We start from the raw sequence: 15,099 nt of genomic DNA, 5'->3' as shown, positions 1-15,099 counted from the left end.
ATGATGCGCCAGACCTTTGACGAAACGACCGATCCGTCCTTTGGGGCCAAACACCTGCCGCTGCTGCGCGCCGAGATGGCCAAGCAGGGGTTGGACGGCTTTCTGATCCCGCACGAGGACGAGCATCAGAACGAGTATCTGCCGGACGCGAACGAGCGTCTGGCCTGGGCGACCGGCTTCACCGGCTCGGCCGGGGCGGCGGTGGTGTTCCAGGATCGGGCCAGCATGTTCACCGACGGCCGCTATACGGTGCAGGTGAAGGCCCAGACCGATCCGGCCCTGTTCGAACGGCGAGAGCTGACCGAGGTCGCCGCCTATCTGGAAACGGCGGCCAGGGGGGCGGTGATCGGCTATGATCCGCGTCTGCACAGCCCCGACGCTCTGGTCGCCTTCAAGGCGGCGGCGAAGAAGGCGGGGGCCGAGTTGCGGGCGGTGGACGCCAATCCGCTGGACCTGGCCTGGGGGGCGGATCGCCCGGCCCAGCCGACGGCGCCGGTCGTTTCGCACGAGGATGTCTATTCAGGAGAGAACCACGCGTCCAAGCGGGCGCGGATCGGCAAGGCGGTGGCGGAGGCAGGCGCGGACGCCGTGGTGCTGACCGCGCCCATGTCCATCGCCTGGCTGTTCAATGTGCGGGGCGGGGACGTGATCCGCTCGCCCCTGCCCATCGGCCAGGCCGTGGTCGAGGCGGATGGTCGGGCCAGGCTGTTCCTGGATCCGGCCAAGGTGACGAACGCCCTGCCGGCCTGGCTGGGCGACGCCGTTCAGCTGGAGGCGCCGGAGCGGTTGGGCGAGGCCCTGGACGGTCTGGCCGGGCGCAGGGTGATGATCGACCCCGCCCTGTCCTCGGCCTGGTATTTCGACCGGCTGGACGCGGCGGGGGCGACGGTGGTGCGGGCGATGGACCCATGCGCCGTGCCGCGCGCCGCCAAGAACGCGGTCGAGATCGAGGGCAGCCGCCGGGCCCATATCCGCGACGGGGCGGCGCTGAGCCGGTTCCTGCATTGGGTGGATACGGTTGCACAGGAGACCCTGCCGAACGAGCGCGAGGTGGTCGAAACGCTGGAGCGGTTCCGCGAAGAGACCGGCGCGCTGAAGGACCTCAGCTTCGACACCATCGCCGGGGCCGGGCCGAACGGGGCGCTGCCGCACTACAAGCCGGTCGGCGCCACGATCCGAAAGGTGGAGAAGGGCTCGCTGCTGCTGGTGGACGGCGGCGGCCAATATCTGGACGGCACGACCGACGTGACCCGCACCATGGCCATCGGCGAGCCGACCGAGGATCAGAAGCGCAAGTTCACCCTGGTCCTGAAGTCCCATATCGCCATGGCCACGATCCGTTTCCCCGCCGGGACCAGCGGCATGGCGCTGGACGCCATCGCGCGGGCGCCGATGTGGGCGGCGGGGCTGGATTACGATCACGGCACGGGCCACGGCGTCGGCAGTTATCTGGGCGTCCACGAGGGGCCGCAGCGGATCGCCAAATGGGGCACCAGCCAGCCGCTGCTGGAAGGGATGATCCTGTCCAACGAGCCGGGCTACTACCGCGAAGGCCACTGGGGCATCCGTATCGAGACCCTGCAGGTGGTGACGCCGGCCGTGGTCCCCGAGGGCGGCGAGCGGCCGATGCACGGGTTCGAACAGCTGACCTTCGCGCCTATCGACCGCCGGCTGATCGCCGTCGAGATGCTGACCCAGGACGAACGGGCCTATGTCGACGCCTATCACGCCGAGACCATGGCCAAGGTCGGGCCGCTGGTGGACGGCGCGGCGGGCGATTGGCTGAAGGCGGCCTGCGCGCCGCTTTAGACCTCCGTTTCGTCCGACAGGAGAGCGTCCTTGGGACAATGCCTGATCTGCGAGACGGGACAGGGTAGAGCGTCGAGCGCTGCGTTCATCGCCGAATAGCCGGTGGCGACCGGGGCGTCGTAGGTCTTCCAGTCGCGGATGTCGGCGCCGGCGACCTGGGGCAGGACCAGGACGTCGGCGTCGGCGCGGGCCTGCGCCATTTCGGTGTCGGTGGTGATGGTCGCCGAGCGCATCAGGATGGAGACGATGGGCGGCCCGCTCTTCCAGGCGCCCGACAGGATCCATTTCCACCAGGACGGCGGGTTCTCAAGCGCCTGCGGATCGACGCCCCGCGTTTGGGACATGTCCACGCCGACGATGGGGCCGCTGTTCAGCTGGCGCATGACGCTGGTGGGAAAGTTCTTAAGCACGGCGCCGTCCACCAGCACCTGACCGTCGATGACGACGGGCGGCAGGACGCCGGGAATGGCGATGGAGGCGCGCATGGCCCGGCGCATCAGGCCGGTGCGATGCACCTCGATCCGGCCCGAGGTCAGGTTGGACGACACCGCGAAGAAGGGCAGGGCCAGGTCCGCCAGGTCGATGTCGCCATAGGCGCGCTGCAACAGGCCCGCGACCTTGCGGGCGCGGGACATGGCGATGATCGGCACGGCGAGATCGGACAGGGGGTCGGATTCCACGAAGGCGCGGCGGATCTCGAAATCCAACCGTTCATGATCCCAGCCCAGGGCCGGGCCGGCCGCGACCACGGCGCCCATGGAGGCGCCGCCGGCGAAGTCGATGGGGACCCTGGCGTCCTGCAAGGCCTTGACCGCGCCTATGTGGCAATAGGCGCGCGCGCCGCCGCCCGACAGCACCAGACCGACCGCCGTGCCGGTGACGACGCGGGCGATCCGCTCGGCGTCGGTCGCCAGCCCTTCGACACAGTGGAACCAGCGGTCGGGCTGAAGCGCGTCCAGCCAGACGCGGGTGTTGGCCGGGTGATGCATGCGCGGATCGCGCAGAAGGATCAGATCGGTCAGGCGGCGGCCGTCGCCGAAACCATGACGGCGCGGCACGGAAGACGGCGGGGCCAGAAGCCCGCTGCCGACGATGAACATGCGGTCCACCTGACGGGCGCACAGATTGGCCCAGCCGGGCTGATCCTGTTCGGCGACATAAAGGACGTAGTCGTGTTCTCCCTCGACCCGGCTGAACCATTCGGACGCCGAGGCCAGGGCCGACTGGTCGATGACCTGACAGGTGAAGCCCATGGCCTGGATGGCCGCGCCGATCCGTTCGACGAAGGCGCGGATGGGGCGGGGGCGGGCCGAAACGAAGCCGAAGACGCTGGGCTCTGATGCGCCGGCGGTGCGTTCGCGGGCGCGGTGGATCATCAGGCGCGACAGCTCGACCATCAGGTCGGGTTCGGTGCGGGCCGCCTCGAAGAAGGCTTCGCGCGGCAGGGCCAGGATCTCGCTGTCGCGCAGGGCGACGACGGTGGCGGTGTGGGGCGTGCCGGCCAGCATGGCCATCTCGCCCACCGGCTCGCCCGCCTTGACCACGCCCAGCAACTGGGCGGGCTGGTCCGGCTCCAGCTTGAAGACGCCCAGGCGGCCCGAGCGCAGCAGATACAGGGTGTCGGCCGGATCGCCCTGAGCAAACAGCGGCTCTCCGCCGGTCAGGGCGAACCAGCTGGCCCGGTAGATCATTCGACCTTCGAAAATGCGCGCGAGCGACGCCGCCAGCGTATCGGGACGAACCGTGGCCATGTCAGGGGTTGTAGGCTTGATTCTGCGCCGGGTGCATTGGCTTCCGCGTTGCCCGTGACGGCGCGGGCGGGTAGAGCGTTCGGCTTCTCCCGCCTGACCGAAGTTTCAGACCATGCACGACATCAAAGCCATTCGCGAGAACCCCCAGGTTTACGTGGCGGGCTGGTCGTCGCGCGGGGTGGACGAGGCCGACGGGCTGACGGCCGACATCCTGCGGCTGGACGGCGAACTGCGTAACGCCCAGACGACGGGGCAGGACGCCCTGGCTAAGCGCAACGCTGCCTCCAAGCTGATCGGCGCCGCCATGGGGCGCAAGGACATGGCCGAGGCGGATCGGCTGAAGGCCGAGGTCGAGGCGCTGAAGGGCGATATCGCGGCGGCGGCCGAGGTCGAGGCGCGCGTCGGCAAGGAACTGCGCGACCTGCTGGCGGCGCAGAAGAACCTGGCGGCCGAGGATGTGCCGGACGGTGAGGACGAGGCGGGCAATGTTGAGGTCTCGACCTGGGGCGAACCGCGTCGCACCGGTCCGGCCAAGGATCACGCCGACTTGGGCGAGGCCCTGGGGATGCTGGACTTCGAGGCGGCGGCCAAGATGTCGGGCGCGCGGTTCGCGGTGCTGAAGGGGCAGCTGGCGCGGCTGGAACGGGCCGTGGGCCAGTTCATGCTGGACCTGCAGACGGATCAGCACGGCTATCTGGAAGTGAACCCGCCGCTGCTGGTGCGTGACGATGCGATGTTTGGGACTGGGCAACTGCCGAAGTTTGCCGAAGACCTTTTCAACGCATCCACTGTGATTGATCCGGCAATTTGGCAAAAAGGGTTATCTGCCGAAGGTAAGACCGACGCCGAATTCAGTGCGGCGATGATTGAGCAATTGGCAAATCGCACGCACCATTGGCTCATCCCCACCGCCGAAGTCTCCCTGACCAATCTGGTGCGCGAGACCATCCTGTCCGAGGACGAGTTGGCGACGCCGATGCGGATGACGGCGCTGACGCCGTGCTTCCGGGCCGAGGCGGGGTCGGCGGGGCGCGATACGCGCGGGCTGATCCGTCAGCACCAGTTCTCGAAGGTCGAGATGGTGTCGATCACGCGGCCGGAGGACTCCAACGCCGAGCATGAGCGGATGACGCAGTGCGCGGAAGCCGTGCTGAAGGCGCTGGAGCTGCCGTTCCGGCGGATGCTGCTGTGCAAGGGCGACATGGGCTTTTCGGCGCAGAAGACCTTCGATCTGGAGGTCTGGCTGCCCAGCCAGGGGACCTATCGCGAGATCAGCAGCTGCTCGAACTGCGGCGACTTCCAGGCGCGACGCATGGACGCGCGGTTCAAGCGGGCCGGCGAGAAGAAGACCGAGTTCGTCCATACGTTGAACGGCTCGGGCCTGGCGGTCGGCCGGACGCTGGTGGCGATCATGGAGAACTATCAGCAGGACGACGGGCGGATCGCGGTGCCGGCGGTGCTGCAGCCCTATATGGGCGGTCTTCAGTTCGTTGGCGGCGGTCAATGATCTTTCCGCTCATCCCGGCGAAAGCCGAGACCCAGTGCTTTGGGCGAGGGGCGGATGATGTTCGCGCGCCTTCGATCCAACGCACTGCCGAGCGACAGAACGGGGTCCCCGCCTTCGCGGGGATGAGCGGAGTTTAGAGTGCGAATTCTTCTGACCAACGACGACGGGATCGAGGCCGAGGGTCTGGCCTGTCTGGAGCGGATCGCGCGGACGATCAGCGACGATGTCTGGGTGTGCGCGCCCGCCGTTGAACAGTCGGGCAAGGGGCGGGGGATCACCCTGACCGAGCCGCTGCGCGTGCTGAACCCGGGCGAAAAGCGGTTCGCCGTGACCGGGACGCCGACCGACTGCGTCGTGCTGGCGGTCAACGACCTGATGCCGGAGAAGCCCGATCTGGTGCTGTCGGGCGTCAATCGCGGGCACAATATCGGCGAGGACGTCAGCTACTCCGGCACGGTGGCCGGCGCGCTGCAGGGGATGGCCTTCGGTATCCGCTCCATCGCTCTGAGCCAGAGCCTGGAGCGGTTCCACGACGAGGTGGTAGCGCATTGGGAGACGGCGGAAGCCTTTGCGCCCGCCATCATCGGCCGGTTGCTGGCGCAGAAATGGGCGCCGGGCGTGGTGATGAACCTGAACTTCCCCAACCGCCGACCCGAGGATGTGGATCAGGTCGAGGTGACGACGCAAGGGTTCCGCGACGTGGGCGAGATGCACGCCGTGCGCCGCACCGATCTGCGCGGACGCGACTATTACTGGATGAGCTTCCGCGGCGAAAAGCGCGAACACGCCGAGGGCACGGACCTGCGCGCCATCGACGAGGGGCGGATATCGGTCACGCCGCTGCATATCGACCTGACGCATATGTCCAGCGTCTATGACCTGAAGAAGGTGCTGGGCGGGGCGCCGCCCAAGACGGCGCCCGCCGCCGCATGAACCTGCACGACGACCGCGCCGGCCGGCTGATCCTGTCGCTGCGTCAGCAGGGTGTGACGGACCCGCGCGTGCTGAAGGCGATGGAGAGCATCGACCGGGCGGTCTTCGTGCACGAGAAGTTCCTGGATCAGGCCTGGGAGGACCAGGCCCTGCCCATCGACTGCGCCCAGACGATCAGCCAGCCCTATATCGTCGGCCTGATGACCCAGGCGCTGGAGGTCCAGGCCCGGCACCGGGTGCTGGAGATCGGAACCGGCAGCGGATACCAGTGCGCGGTCCTCAGCCGCCTGGCGCGCTATGTCTATTCCGTCGAGCGATACCGCAGCCTGCTGGTCGAGGCCGAAGCGCGGCTGCGCGCGCTGGACATCGAAAACGTCATCACCAAACATGGCGACGGCGGCCTGGGCTGGGCCGAACAGGCGCCGTTCGACCGGATCATGGTCACGGCCGCCTCGCCGACCGAGCCCACCGAACTGCTGAAACAGCTGAAGCCGAACGGCGTGCTGGTCGCGCCGGTGGGCCGGACCTCGGTGCAGATGCTGCATCGCTACGTCGGCCAGGGCGACGGCTCCTTCCGCCGCGAAAGCCTGACCGAAGTGCGGTTCGTGCCGCTGGTCGAGGGAACGGCGAAGGAAGGGTGACTTGTCTCTAAGGCTCTTTCGGGCGAACCTTGCGGACATGAAATGGCCGCTGGCAGTCCTCGCATCGTCGAGCATCGCCTTGTCGTCACCGGCGATGGCGCACCCGTTCCTGGACTATTTTCCCTATGGAAAGGCCGATCTCTCGCCCAAGGGATATGAAACGGCCAGGGAGGTAGCCGGCTACGTCCAGCGTTATGGACCTGACAGCTATCGTGTGGTGATCGCTGCTCACATGGACACAGCAGAGGGGCAGGCGTTTAGCGACGAGCTTTCCGCGAGACGCGCTCAGTCTATGGCGACGGAGCTGGTCCGGCTCGGATTGGAGCCTGCTCGAATTGAGATTCGACCTTATGGAACGCGCGCGCTGGCCAAGCCGACCGACCGAGATGTGCGCGAGCCGCTCAACCGGCGTGTCACCGTGGATGTGAACTTGTAGCGCATTAACCTTCACGCCCCAATTCCGCGACGATTGCGGGGTTGGCTTAAGGGGCGCGAGCGGGCACACCGGGCGGGCGAGTTTAACCATGCGAGGAGCGGCCGGTGGCGGTGATTTCGGGCTGGATGAGAGCGGCGTTGATCGCGGGAGCTTCGCTGAGCGCGGCGGCCTGCATGACCTATCCGTCCGAACCGAGGTACTCCACCCATGCGGCGCCCGCGCCGGCGCCGGATCGCGGGGCCTATCCGCCCGCAGGGGCCGGGCAGTCGGCTTATCCGGGCGTGGCGCAGGGTCAGCCCGCACGTCCTGCGCCCTATGAATCGCCGCCGCCAGCGACGGCGCCCGTTGGTCAGGTGGAGGGCGGGGCCCTTCCGCCGCCGGTCACGGTGACGCACGGCCAGCCGACCTCTACGCCGGCCGCCTCTCAGCCTTCATACCCTGCGCCGTCCATTGCGCCGTCGGGGCCGGTTCGACCCGGCGCGGCCTATGTGATTCAGCCGGGCGACACCATCTCGGGCGTGGGGCGTCGGTTCCAGACCCCGGTGCAGACCCTGATCGACCTGAACGGCCTGGGGCCGCGCGGCGCCATCACTTCGGGTCAGCGAATCATCCTGCCGCAAGCGGCGGTGGATACGGGAAGCGATCCCTATGCGACCGGCGCCTCGCCCGTCGGGGTTCTGGTGCCCAACAACGGCGTGGTCCCGCCGCCGCCGCCGCCGCCCTCGGGCAATGCGGCGCTGCCGGTGCAGACAAGGCCGGTGACGCAGCCGTTTTCGTCGGGCGCCGCCCAGGCGCCAGGCGCGCAGAGCGCCGTCGCTGCCGGCCAGCCGAATCTGCTGTGGCCCGTGCGGGGCGACATCGTTCGCCGCTTCGGCCCCGTCGGCATGGGTGAGCGCAACAACGGCATCAACATCGGCGCCTCGGCCGGCGCGGCGGTCAGCGCCTCGGCGCCCGGCCGTGTGGCCTATGTCGGCAGCGATCTGGTCGGTCAGGGTCTGACGGTCCTGATCGTCCACGCCAACGGCTGGCGCACCGTCTATGGCCATCTGGGCTCGGCGACGGTGAAGGATGGCGACGACGTGCGGGCGGGCCAGCAGGTCGGCACCGTGGGCCTGACGGCTGGCGACGGGCGCCCCTCTATCCACTTCGAGACGCGCCAGATGCGTGGCGACGACCCCGTCGCGGTCGATCCCCTGACCGTATTGCCGCGCTGACGCTTTAGCCGCGTTGCATTCTGCAATGACCAGAACTAGGTTCCGCGCCTCGTTTTAATGGGCGCGCCGACGAGGGCCGCCCTTTTGGTATTCGGAGACTACCCATGGGCGGAGCAGCTGACGGCGGCTTGATGGCGCAACTGATCGGCTTTGCGCCCATCATCGGCATCTTCATCCTGTTCTACTTCCTGCTGATCCGTCCGCAGCAGAAGCGCGCCAAGGAACACGCCGCCGCCATCGGCGCCGTGAAGCGCGGCGACACCGTCGTTCTGGGCAGCGGCATGATCGGCAAGGTGACGCGCGTCGAGGACGCCGAGGTCAACGTCGAGATCGCGCCCAGCGTCAACGTCCGCGTGGTCAAGTCCATGATCGCCGAGGTGCGCAACCGCACCGCCATCGCCGCCAACGATTCCAAGGCCTGATACGCTCGCGTATCGCTGAACCGAGACCGCCCTCATGATTCAGCTGTCGCGCTGGAAAGTCATCCTCGTCGTCGCTTCGGCGATCATCGGCTGCCTGCTGGCCTATCCCAACCTGTTGAGCCCGGCCCAGCGAGAGGCGCTGCCAGGCTGGTTGCCCAGGAACGCGCTGAACCTGGGGCTGGACCTTCAGGGCGGGTCGTACCTGCTGCTGGAAGTCGACGTGCCGAAGATGCGCGAAAAGCGCGTCACCAACCTGATCGAGGACGTGCGCGTAACGCTGAGCGGCGCGGGCATCGCCACCAACGGCTTCCAGCGTGAAGCCGGCGGCGTGGTCGCCACCCTGGCCAATCCGGCCCAGACCGACGCGGCGTTCAAGGCGCTGCAGCAGCTGGGCGGACAGACCGGACCGGGCGGTCAGGTCGAGCGCGCCGCGACTCGCCTGGGCGACGGCCGCGTCCGCTTCGCCTATACCGACGCCGCACTGAACGGCATGGGCGCGACGGCCGTGGACCAGTCGATCGAGGTGGTGCGCCGCCGGATCGACAGCCTGGGCACGCGTGAACCCTCCATCACCCGCCAGGGCGCCGACCGGATCGTGGTCCAGGCGCCGGGCGAGAGCGATCCGTCCAAGCTGGAGGAGGTCATCGGCCAGACGGCGCAACTGACCTTCCAGATGGTGGATGTCGAAAACTCGGTGAACGACGCCCTGGCCGGCCGCGTGCCGCCGGATTCCGAACTGCTGCAAGGCGAGGACGGCACCCCCTATCTGGTCAAGAAGCGCGTGCTGGTTTCGGGCGAGAACCTGACCCGCGCGGGCGTTGGTTCGGACCAGAGCGGGCGTCCGGCCATCGACTTCCGCTTCGACGGCGCCGGCGCGCGCCGGTTCGGCGAGGCGACGGCCGCCAACCTGCAGAAACCCTTCGCCATCATCCTGGACGGCAAGGTGATTTCGGCCCCGACGATCCAGAGCGCGATCACCTCGGGCTCCGGCCAGATCACCGGCAACTTCTCGATCCAGGAAGCCTCGACCCTGGTGAACCTGCTGAACGGGGGCGCCTTGCCGGCGCCGCTGAACGTGGAGGAGCGCCGCACCGTGACGGCCGAACTGGGCGCGGACGCGGTCGCCGCCGGCGCCCTGTCCACGGCGGTCGGTTTCGTCATCATCGTGGTGTTCATGATCCTGGCCTACGGTCTGCTGTTCGGCGGCGTGTCGGTGGTCGGCCTGGTGTTGAACGGCGTGCTGATCGTGGCGGCCATGTCGCTGACGCAGGCGACGCTGACGCTGCCCGGCATCGCGGGTCTGATCCTGACCTTCGCGGTGGCCGTGGACGCCAATGTGCTGATCTATGAGCGGATGCGCGACGAGGCCCGCGCGGGTCGCAGCGTGATCGCCTCGATGGACGCCGGCTTCAACAAGGCCATGGGCACCATCATCGACGCAAACCTGACCACCCTGGTCGCCGCCGGCATCATGTTCGTGTTCGGGGAAGGGCCGGTGCGCGGCTTCGCCTGGACCCTGACCATCGGCGTGTTCACCTCGGTCTTCTCCTCGGTCCTGGTCGCCCAGGTCCTGCTCGGCTACTGGCTCAAGAAGGCCAAGCCCAAAAAACTGCCGATCGCGGAGTGACGTCGATGCGTGGATGGCCCCTTATCAAACTGCTGCCGCAGACGACGAACTTCCATTTCGTCAAATATTCCCGCGCGGCCGGCGTGGTTTCAATCCTGCTGTGCGTGGCTTCGATCGTGTCTTGTTTCGTGCCGGGCCTGAACATGGGCATCGACTTCCGGGGCGGCGCCTCGATGGAAGTGTCCAAGCCCGCCGGCCAGGAAATCCAGCTGGATCGTGTGCGCGAGGCCGTGAACGGCCTGAACCTGGGCGACGTGCAGGTGCAGGGCATCGCGCGACGCGACACCAACGCCGATGACGGATCGACCGCAATCCTTCGCTTCCAGGTGCCGGAAGGCCGCGACCAGACGCAGGTGGTCCAGCAGGTCGAAGGCGCCATCAGCAATGCGGTGGGCCAGGTCGCCTATTCCGGCGTCAGCGTCGTCGGCTCCAAGGTTTCGGGCGAGTTGTTCACCTCGGGCCTGTTGGCCCTGGGCGTCGCGATCGGCCTGATGTTCCTCTACATCTGGTTCCGGTTCGAACCGCAGTTCGGGTTCGGCGCCGTGGTCGGCCTGTTGCACGACGTGATCCTGACGTTCGGCCTGATCGTGCTGTTCAAGCTGGAGTTCAGCCTGAACATGGTCGCCGCCGTCCTGACCGTGATCGGCTATTCGATGAACGACACCGTCGTCGTGTTCGACCGCCTTCGCGAGAATCTGCGCAAATACAAGACCATGCCGCTGCGCGACGTGATCGACCTGTCGCTGAACGAAACCCTGTCGCGGACCATCATCACCGGCGTCACCGCCGTCATGGTGCTGGCGGCGCTTGCTATCTTCGGCGGCGAGGCCCTGTTCGGCTTCTCCATCGCCCTGATGTTCGGCATCGTGATCGGCACCTATTCGTCGATCTACGTCGGCGCGCCGATCATCCTGCTGTGGGGCGTACGGCGCGGGGGCGGGGCGTCCGACGACGCCAAGCCGGTCAAACTGGGCATGGCCAGCCGGCCGTGACGAACCCACGGCCCCTCATCGCGTTGCTCCGATCATGACCGACAAAAGCAAGGACACGACGGGCGCGCACGAGGGGCCGCATCTGAGCCACTGGCGCCAAAGCACCATCACCGAGCCGGGGTTCGGCGATCAGGGCGACGTCTTCTTCGCGGCGATCCAGATGACGCGGATGCCGATGATAATTTCGGACCCGCGTCAGCCCGACAATCCCATCGCCTTCGCCAATAACGCCTTGCTGGACCTGACGGGCTATGAAGAGGCTGAGGTGGTCGGGCGCAACTGCCGTTTCCTGCAGGGCGCCCAGACCGACCGTGACACGGTTGGCGAGCTTCGCGACGCGGTGGCGGCCAAGCGGGCGATTGCGGTCGAGATCCTGAATTATCGCCGGGACGGCAGCCCGTTCTGGAACGCGGTCTTCATGGGGCCGATTTTCGACGAGCATGGCGAACTGCTGTATTTCTTCGCCAGCCAGTTGGATGTGACGCGCCGCCGCGAAAGCGAGCAGGTGTCGCGTCAGGCCCAGAAGATGGAGGCCATCGGCCAGTTGACCGCCGGTCTGGCGCACGACTTCAACAACCTGTTGCAGGTGGTGGGCGGCAGTCTGGAGCGGATCGCCGCCGCGCCCGACGATGTGGAGCGGGTGAAGCGGTTCGTCGGCGTGGCCTCGACGGCGGCCGACCGGGGCGCCAAGCTGACGCAGCAACTGCTGGCCTTTGCGCGTCGCAGTCGGCTGGAACCCAATGGCGTGGATCTGACCGAACTGGTCAACTCCATCTCAGACCTGCTGGACAGCGCCGTGGGGTCCAAGATCGACCTGTCGCTGCACCTGCGTCGGCGCCTGCCGCGCGTGATGGTGGACCCGGTCCATCTGGAGATGGCGTTGCTGAACGTGCTGGTGAATGCGCGCGACGCCTCGGGTCACGGCGGCGCGGTGACGGTCAGCACCGAGACGCTTACGCTGAACGGCGATGCGGCCTCGCGCGATCTGACGCCTGGCGACTATGTGACGCTGACCGTGGCGGACGACGGCGACGGCATGGCCGAACATGTCCTGGCGCGCGCGACCGAACCCTTCTTCACCACCAAGCCGACGGGGCAGGGAACCGGGCTGGGGCTGGCCATGGCGCATGGGTTCGCCCAGCAGTCCGGCGGTCGTCTGGAGATCGAATCCCAGCCGGGCGACGGCACGACCGTTCGTCTGATCTTCCCCGTCGCCGTGACGAACGAGGATGGGGCCGAGGCGCCGACCTCGCGCTATCGGCCCGATGCGGTCGACGACGCCGCCCCGCCGCGCATCCTGGTGGTGGACGACAACGCCGAGATCGCCTCCCTGGCGCGCGACACCTTGGTCGAGACCGGCTATGAGGTCGCCGTGGCGCTGAGCGGGGAGGAGGGGCTGACCCTGTTCGAGACGGCCCTGAGGGAAGGCAACCCGTTCGATCTGGTCTTCACCGACGTGGTGATGCCGGGCGGCATGAACGGCCTGGTGTTCGCAAACCAGATCAGGGAGCGCAGCGAGGCCGCCGCGATCCTGATGACGACGGGCTACAACGATCAGATGGCGCTGGACGGCCCGCAGGCGGAGGCGATGGACGTGCTGGGCAAACCCTACCGTCGCAGCGAACTGATCAACCGGGTTCAGTCCGCCCTGCGCCAGGGACCACGCCAGGGGCCAGGCCGCCGCACATCCGATTTCGGACCTGCGACGGCCTGACGACCAGGATTAGCGCAGCGAGGCGGTGAAGCGCTGGATGCGGGTGCAGGCCTCTTCCAGCACCGCGTCGGAGGTGGCGTAGCTGATGCGGAAATAGGGACTGAGGCCGAAGGCCTCGCCCTGGACCACGGCCACGCCCTCGGCGTTCAGCAGTTCGGCGGCGAAGGTCGAGTCGCCATCGATCACCGCGCCGCTCTCCGTCGTCTTGCCGATCAGGCCCGCGATGGAAGGATAGACGTAGAAGGCGCCTTCAGGCGTGGCGCAGGTGATGCCGCTTGCCTGGTTCAGCATCGACACGACCAGATCGCGGCGCTTCTCGAAGGCGGCCTTGCGCTCAGGGATGAATCCCTGCGGGCCATTCAAAGCTTCGACCGCCGCCCACTGGCTGATGCTGGCGGGGTTGGAGGTGGTTTGGCTGGCCACCTTGCGCATCAGGTCGATCAGGCCCTTGGGGCCGCCGGCATAGCCGATGCGCCAGCCCGTCATGGCATAGGCCTTTGACACGCCGTTGACCGTCAGTGTGCGGTCGATCAGGTCCGGCGCGACCTGGGCGATGGTGGTGTATTCGAAGTCGCCATAGACGAGGTGCTCATACATGTCGTCGGTCAGCACCCAGACGTGGGGGTGGCGGCGCAGCACCTCGGCCAGGGCCTCCAGTTCGGCGCGGGTATAGGCGGCCCCCGTCGGGTTGGACGGGCTGTTCAGGATCAGCCAGCGCGTCCTAGGCGTGATCGCGGCCTCAAGCGTGGCGGGCAGCAGCTTGAAGCCGTCCTTCTCCTCTCCGACCACCATGACCGGCTCGCCGCCCGCCAGCAGCACCATGTCGGGATAGCTGACCCAATAGGGGGCAGGCACGATGACTTCATCGCCGGGGTTCAGGGTGGCGACCAGGGCGTTGAAGATGACCGGCTTGCCGCCCGGTGCGACGTGAATGTTGGCGGCCGTGTAATCGAGGCCGTTTTCACGCTTGAACTTGGCGACGATGGCGGCCTTCAGCTCGGGCATGCCGTCGGCGTCGGTGTATTTGGTCTCGCCGCGATTGATGGCGTCGATGGCGGCCTGTTTGATGTTGTCGGGCGTGTCGAAGTCGGGTTCGCCGGCGCCCAAGCCGATCACGTCGCGGCCTTCTGCTTTAAGCTTCCGGGCCTGCGCGGTGACGGCGATGGTGGCCGAAGGCTTGACGCGGGCGAGGGCGGAAGATTGCAGGCTGGACATCATAATCCCGTCGATTTGAAAGATTCATGCCGGGGAGGCGGGGTTGTTTACGCGCCGTCGCCGCCTGGGACAATGCGCTGGCGCTCGCTAATGCAGCCGACGGGTGATAAGCGGCCGGTCTGATGCGTTGGATCATCGATTTCCTGTCGAACATGGAGGCGCGTCGCTGGCGCGCGGTGCTGGCGACGGCCTTGCTGCTGGGCGCCATGATCGCCCTGTTCGCGGTAGGAAAGAGCCAGTTGGGTCTGGACGCCGAGGAGCAGTTGGAAGCCTGGCTGGCCGGGTTCCGCCATGGGCCATGGGGCTTGGTCGCGGCCGTCGTTGTCTTCACCGTCTCAGCCTTCTTCGGCGCGCCGCAGTTCATCCTGATCGCCGCCTGCGTGGTGGCGTTCGGACCCTGGTTCGGCTTTCTCTACAGCTGGATCGCGACCGTGGTGTCGGCGGGCGTGACCTATTGGCTGGGGCGTGGGCCGACGGCAAGGCTGTTGGAACGGCACGGCGGCAAGACGGTCGGACGGTTGACGCGGTTTGTCGGCAAGAACGCCTTCTACGCCAGCTTCATGATACGCAATGTGCCGTCGGCGCCCTTCATCGTCGTGAACATGGCGTTCGGCGCGGCGCGGGCGTCGTTCATGGGCTTTCTGGCCGGCTGCGCGTTGGGCGTGTTGCCCAAGACGGCCCTGGTGGCCTTCTTCGGCGGGTCCTTCATGACCGCGGTCAGCGGCGATGGAATCTGGACGTCGGCCATACTGGCGGGCGTGGCCCTGGCCTGGTTGGCGCTGATGCTGGTCGTGCGGGAACTGGTCAAGCGGCGAGAAGCCGCCAGAGGAGACTGAAG

General features: G+C 67.4%; 13 protein-coding genes. 11 read left to right on the top strand and 2 right to left on the bottom strand.

What is annotated here, in order from left to right:
- The first annotated feature begins 3 nt into the window (after positions 1-3).
- The gene (locus ACYX4P_RS12555) at positions 4-1,809 is read left to right on the top strand and encodes an aminopeptidase P family protein (protein ID WP_292046162.1); all 1,806 of its coding nucleotides are present in this window, start codon (positions 4-6) and stop codon (positions 1,807-1,809) included.
- Here ACYX4P_RS12555 and ACYX4P_RS12550 read toward each other — a convergent pair.
- Positions 1,806-3,560: a patatin-like phospholipase family protein gene (locus ACYX4P_RS12550; protein WP_292046105.1), complete on the bottom strand. Its 1,755-nt coding sequence runs from the start codon at positions 3,558-3,560 to the stop codon at positions 1,806-1,808. The genes ACYX4P_RS12555 and ACYX4P_RS12550 overlap by 4 nt on opposite strands.
- Before the next feature lie 112 nt (positions 3,561-3,672).
- Between ACYX4P_RS12550 and serS the strand changes: the two genes are divergently transcribed.
- The 9 genes from serS (at position 3,673) to ACYX4P_RS12505 (ending at position 13,046) form a co-directional block, all read left to right on the top strand.
- Positions 3,673-5,067: a serine--tRNA ligase gene (gene serS, locus ACYX4P_RS12545; protein ID WP_248116825.1), complete on the top strand. Its 1,395-nt coding sequence runs from the start codon at positions 3,673-3,675 to the stop codon at positions 5,065-5,067.
- A 138-nt stretch (positions 5,068-5,205) separates the two neighbouring features.
- Entirely contained in the window at positions 5,206-6,000 is a 795-nt protein-coding gene (gene surE, locus ACYX4P_RS12540) for a 5'/3'-nucleotidase SurE (RefSeq protein ID WP_248116823.1), read from the top strand.
- The gene (locus ACYX4P_RS12535; RefSeq protein ID WP_248116821.1) at positions 5,997-6,641 is read left to right on the top strand and encodes a protein-L-isoaspartate(D-aspartate) O-methyltransferase; all 645 of its coding nucleotides are present in this window, start codon (positions 5,997-5,999) and stop codon (positions 6,639-6,641) included. The genes surE and ACYX4P_RS12535 overlap by 4 nt, the downstream gene beginning before the upstream one ends.
- A gap of 37 nt (positions 6,642-6,678) precedes the next feature.
- On the top strand, positions 6,679-7,077 hold the full coding sequence (locus ACYX4P_RS12530) for an OmpA family protein (RefSeq protein ID WP_248116819.1): 399 nt from the start codon (positions 6,679-6,681) through the stop codon (positions 7,075-7,077).
- A 104-nt stretch (positions 7,078-7,181) separates the two neighbouring features.
- A complete protein-coding gene (locus tag ACYX4P_RS12525; RefSeq protein WP_248116817.1) occupies positions 7,182-8,291 on the top strand; it encodes a peptidoglycan DD-metalloendopeptidase family protein in 1,110 nt (369 codons plus the stop codon).
- Between the two features lie 104 nt (positions 8,292-8,395).
- The gene (gene yajC, locus ACYX4P_RS12520; protein WP_248116815.1) at positions 8,396-8,713 is read left to right on the top strand and encodes a preprotein translocase subunit YajC; all 318 of its coding nucleotides are present in this window, start codon (positions 8,396-8,398) and stop codon (positions 8,711-8,713) included.
- A gap of 34 nt (positions 8,714-8,747) precedes the next feature.
- A complete protein-coding gene (gene secD / locus ACYX4P_RS12515; RefSeq protein WP_248116813.1) occupies positions 8,748-10,340 on the top strand; it encodes a protein translocase subunit SecD in 1,593 nt (530 codons plus the stop codon).
- Between the two features lie 5 nt (positions 10,341-10,345).
- The gene (gene secF / locus ACYX4P_RS12510) at positions 10,346-11,332 is read left to right on the top strand and encodes a protein translocase subunit SecF (protein WP_248116811.1); all 987 of its coding nucleotides are present in this window, start codon (positions 10,346-10,348) and stop codon (positions 11,330-11,332) included.
- Positions 11,333-11,366: 34 nt separating this feature from the next.
- Entirely contained in the window at positions 11,367-13,046 is a 1,680-nt protein-coding gene (locus ACYX4P_RS12505; RefSeq protein ID WP_312572977.1) for an ATP-binding protein, read from the top strand.
- 9 nt (positions 13,047-13,055) lie between these two features.
- Here ACYX4P_RS12505 and ACYX4P_RS12500 read toward each other — a convergent pair whose 3' ends face one another.
- Complete coding sequence (locus ACYX4P_RS12500; protein ID WP_248116807.1) at positions 13,056-14,261, bottom strand: pyridoxal phosphate-dependent aminotransferase; 1,206 nt, start codon at positions 14,259-14,261, stop codon at positions 13,056-13,058.
- 122 nt (positions 14,262-14,383) lie between these two features.
- Here ACYX4P_RS12500 and ACYX4P_RS12495 point away from each other — a divergent pair, with 122 nt between their 5' ends.
- Positions 14,384-15,097: a TVP38/TMEM64 family protein gene (locus ACYX4P_RS12495; RefSeq protein ID WP_248116805.1), complete on the top strand. Its 714-nt coding sequence runs from the start codon at positions 14,384-14,386 to the stop codon at positions 15,095-15,097.
- Positions 15,098-15,099: the final 2 nt, after the last annotated feature.

This window comes from Brevundimonas sp. ABV4_179 (genome assembly GCF_056311945.1).
This window is presented reverse-complemented; position numbering and strand designations above follow the sequence as displayed.

Bases quoted from the DNA above. Each gene is read 5' to 3' on its own strand.
- ACYX4P_RS12555 (WP_292046162.1), top strand. From the start codon at position 4: ATGCGCCAGACCTTTGACGAAACGACCGATCCGTCCTTTGGGGCCAAA.
- ACYX4P_RS12550 (WP_292046105.1), bottom strand. From the start codon at position 3,560: ATGGCCACGGTTCGTCCCGATACGCTGGCGGCGTCGCTCGCGCGCATT.
- serS (WP_248116825.1), top strand. From the start codon at position 3,673: ATGCACGACATCAAAGCCATTCGCGAGAACCCCCAGGTTTACGTGGCG.
- ACYX4P_RS12535 (WP_248116821.1), top strand. From the start codon at position 5,997: ATGAACCTGCACGACGACCGCGCCGGCCGGCTGATCCTGTCGCTGCGT.
- ACYX4P_RS12530 (WP_248116819.1), top strand. From the start codon at position 6,679: ATGAAATGGCCGCTGGCAGTCCTCGCATCGTCGAGCATCGCCTTGTCG.
- yajC (WP_248116815.1), top strand. From the start codon at position 8,396: ATGGGCGGAGCAGCTGACGGCGGCTTGATGGCGCAACTGATCGGCTTT.
- secD (WP_248116813.1), top strand. From the start codon at position 8,748: ATGATTCAGCTGTCGCGCTGGAAAGTCATCCTCGTCGTCGCTTCGGCG.
- secF (WP_248116811.1), top strand. From the start codon at position 10,346: ATGCGTGGATGGCCCCTTATCAAACTGCTGCCGCAGACGACGAACTTC.
- ACYX4P_RS12505 (WP_312572977.1), top strand. From the start codon at position 11,367: ATGACCGACAAAAGCAAGGACACGACGGGCGCGCACGAGGGGCCGCAT.
- ACYX4P_RS12500 (WP_248116807.1), bottom strand. From the start codon at position 14,261: ATGTCCAGCCTGCAATCTTCCGCCCTCGCCCGCGTCAAGCCTTCGGCC.
- ACYX4P_RS12495 (WP_248116805.1), top strand. From the start codon at position 14,384: ATGCGTTGGATCATCGATTTCCTGTCGAACATGGAGGCGCGTCGCTGG.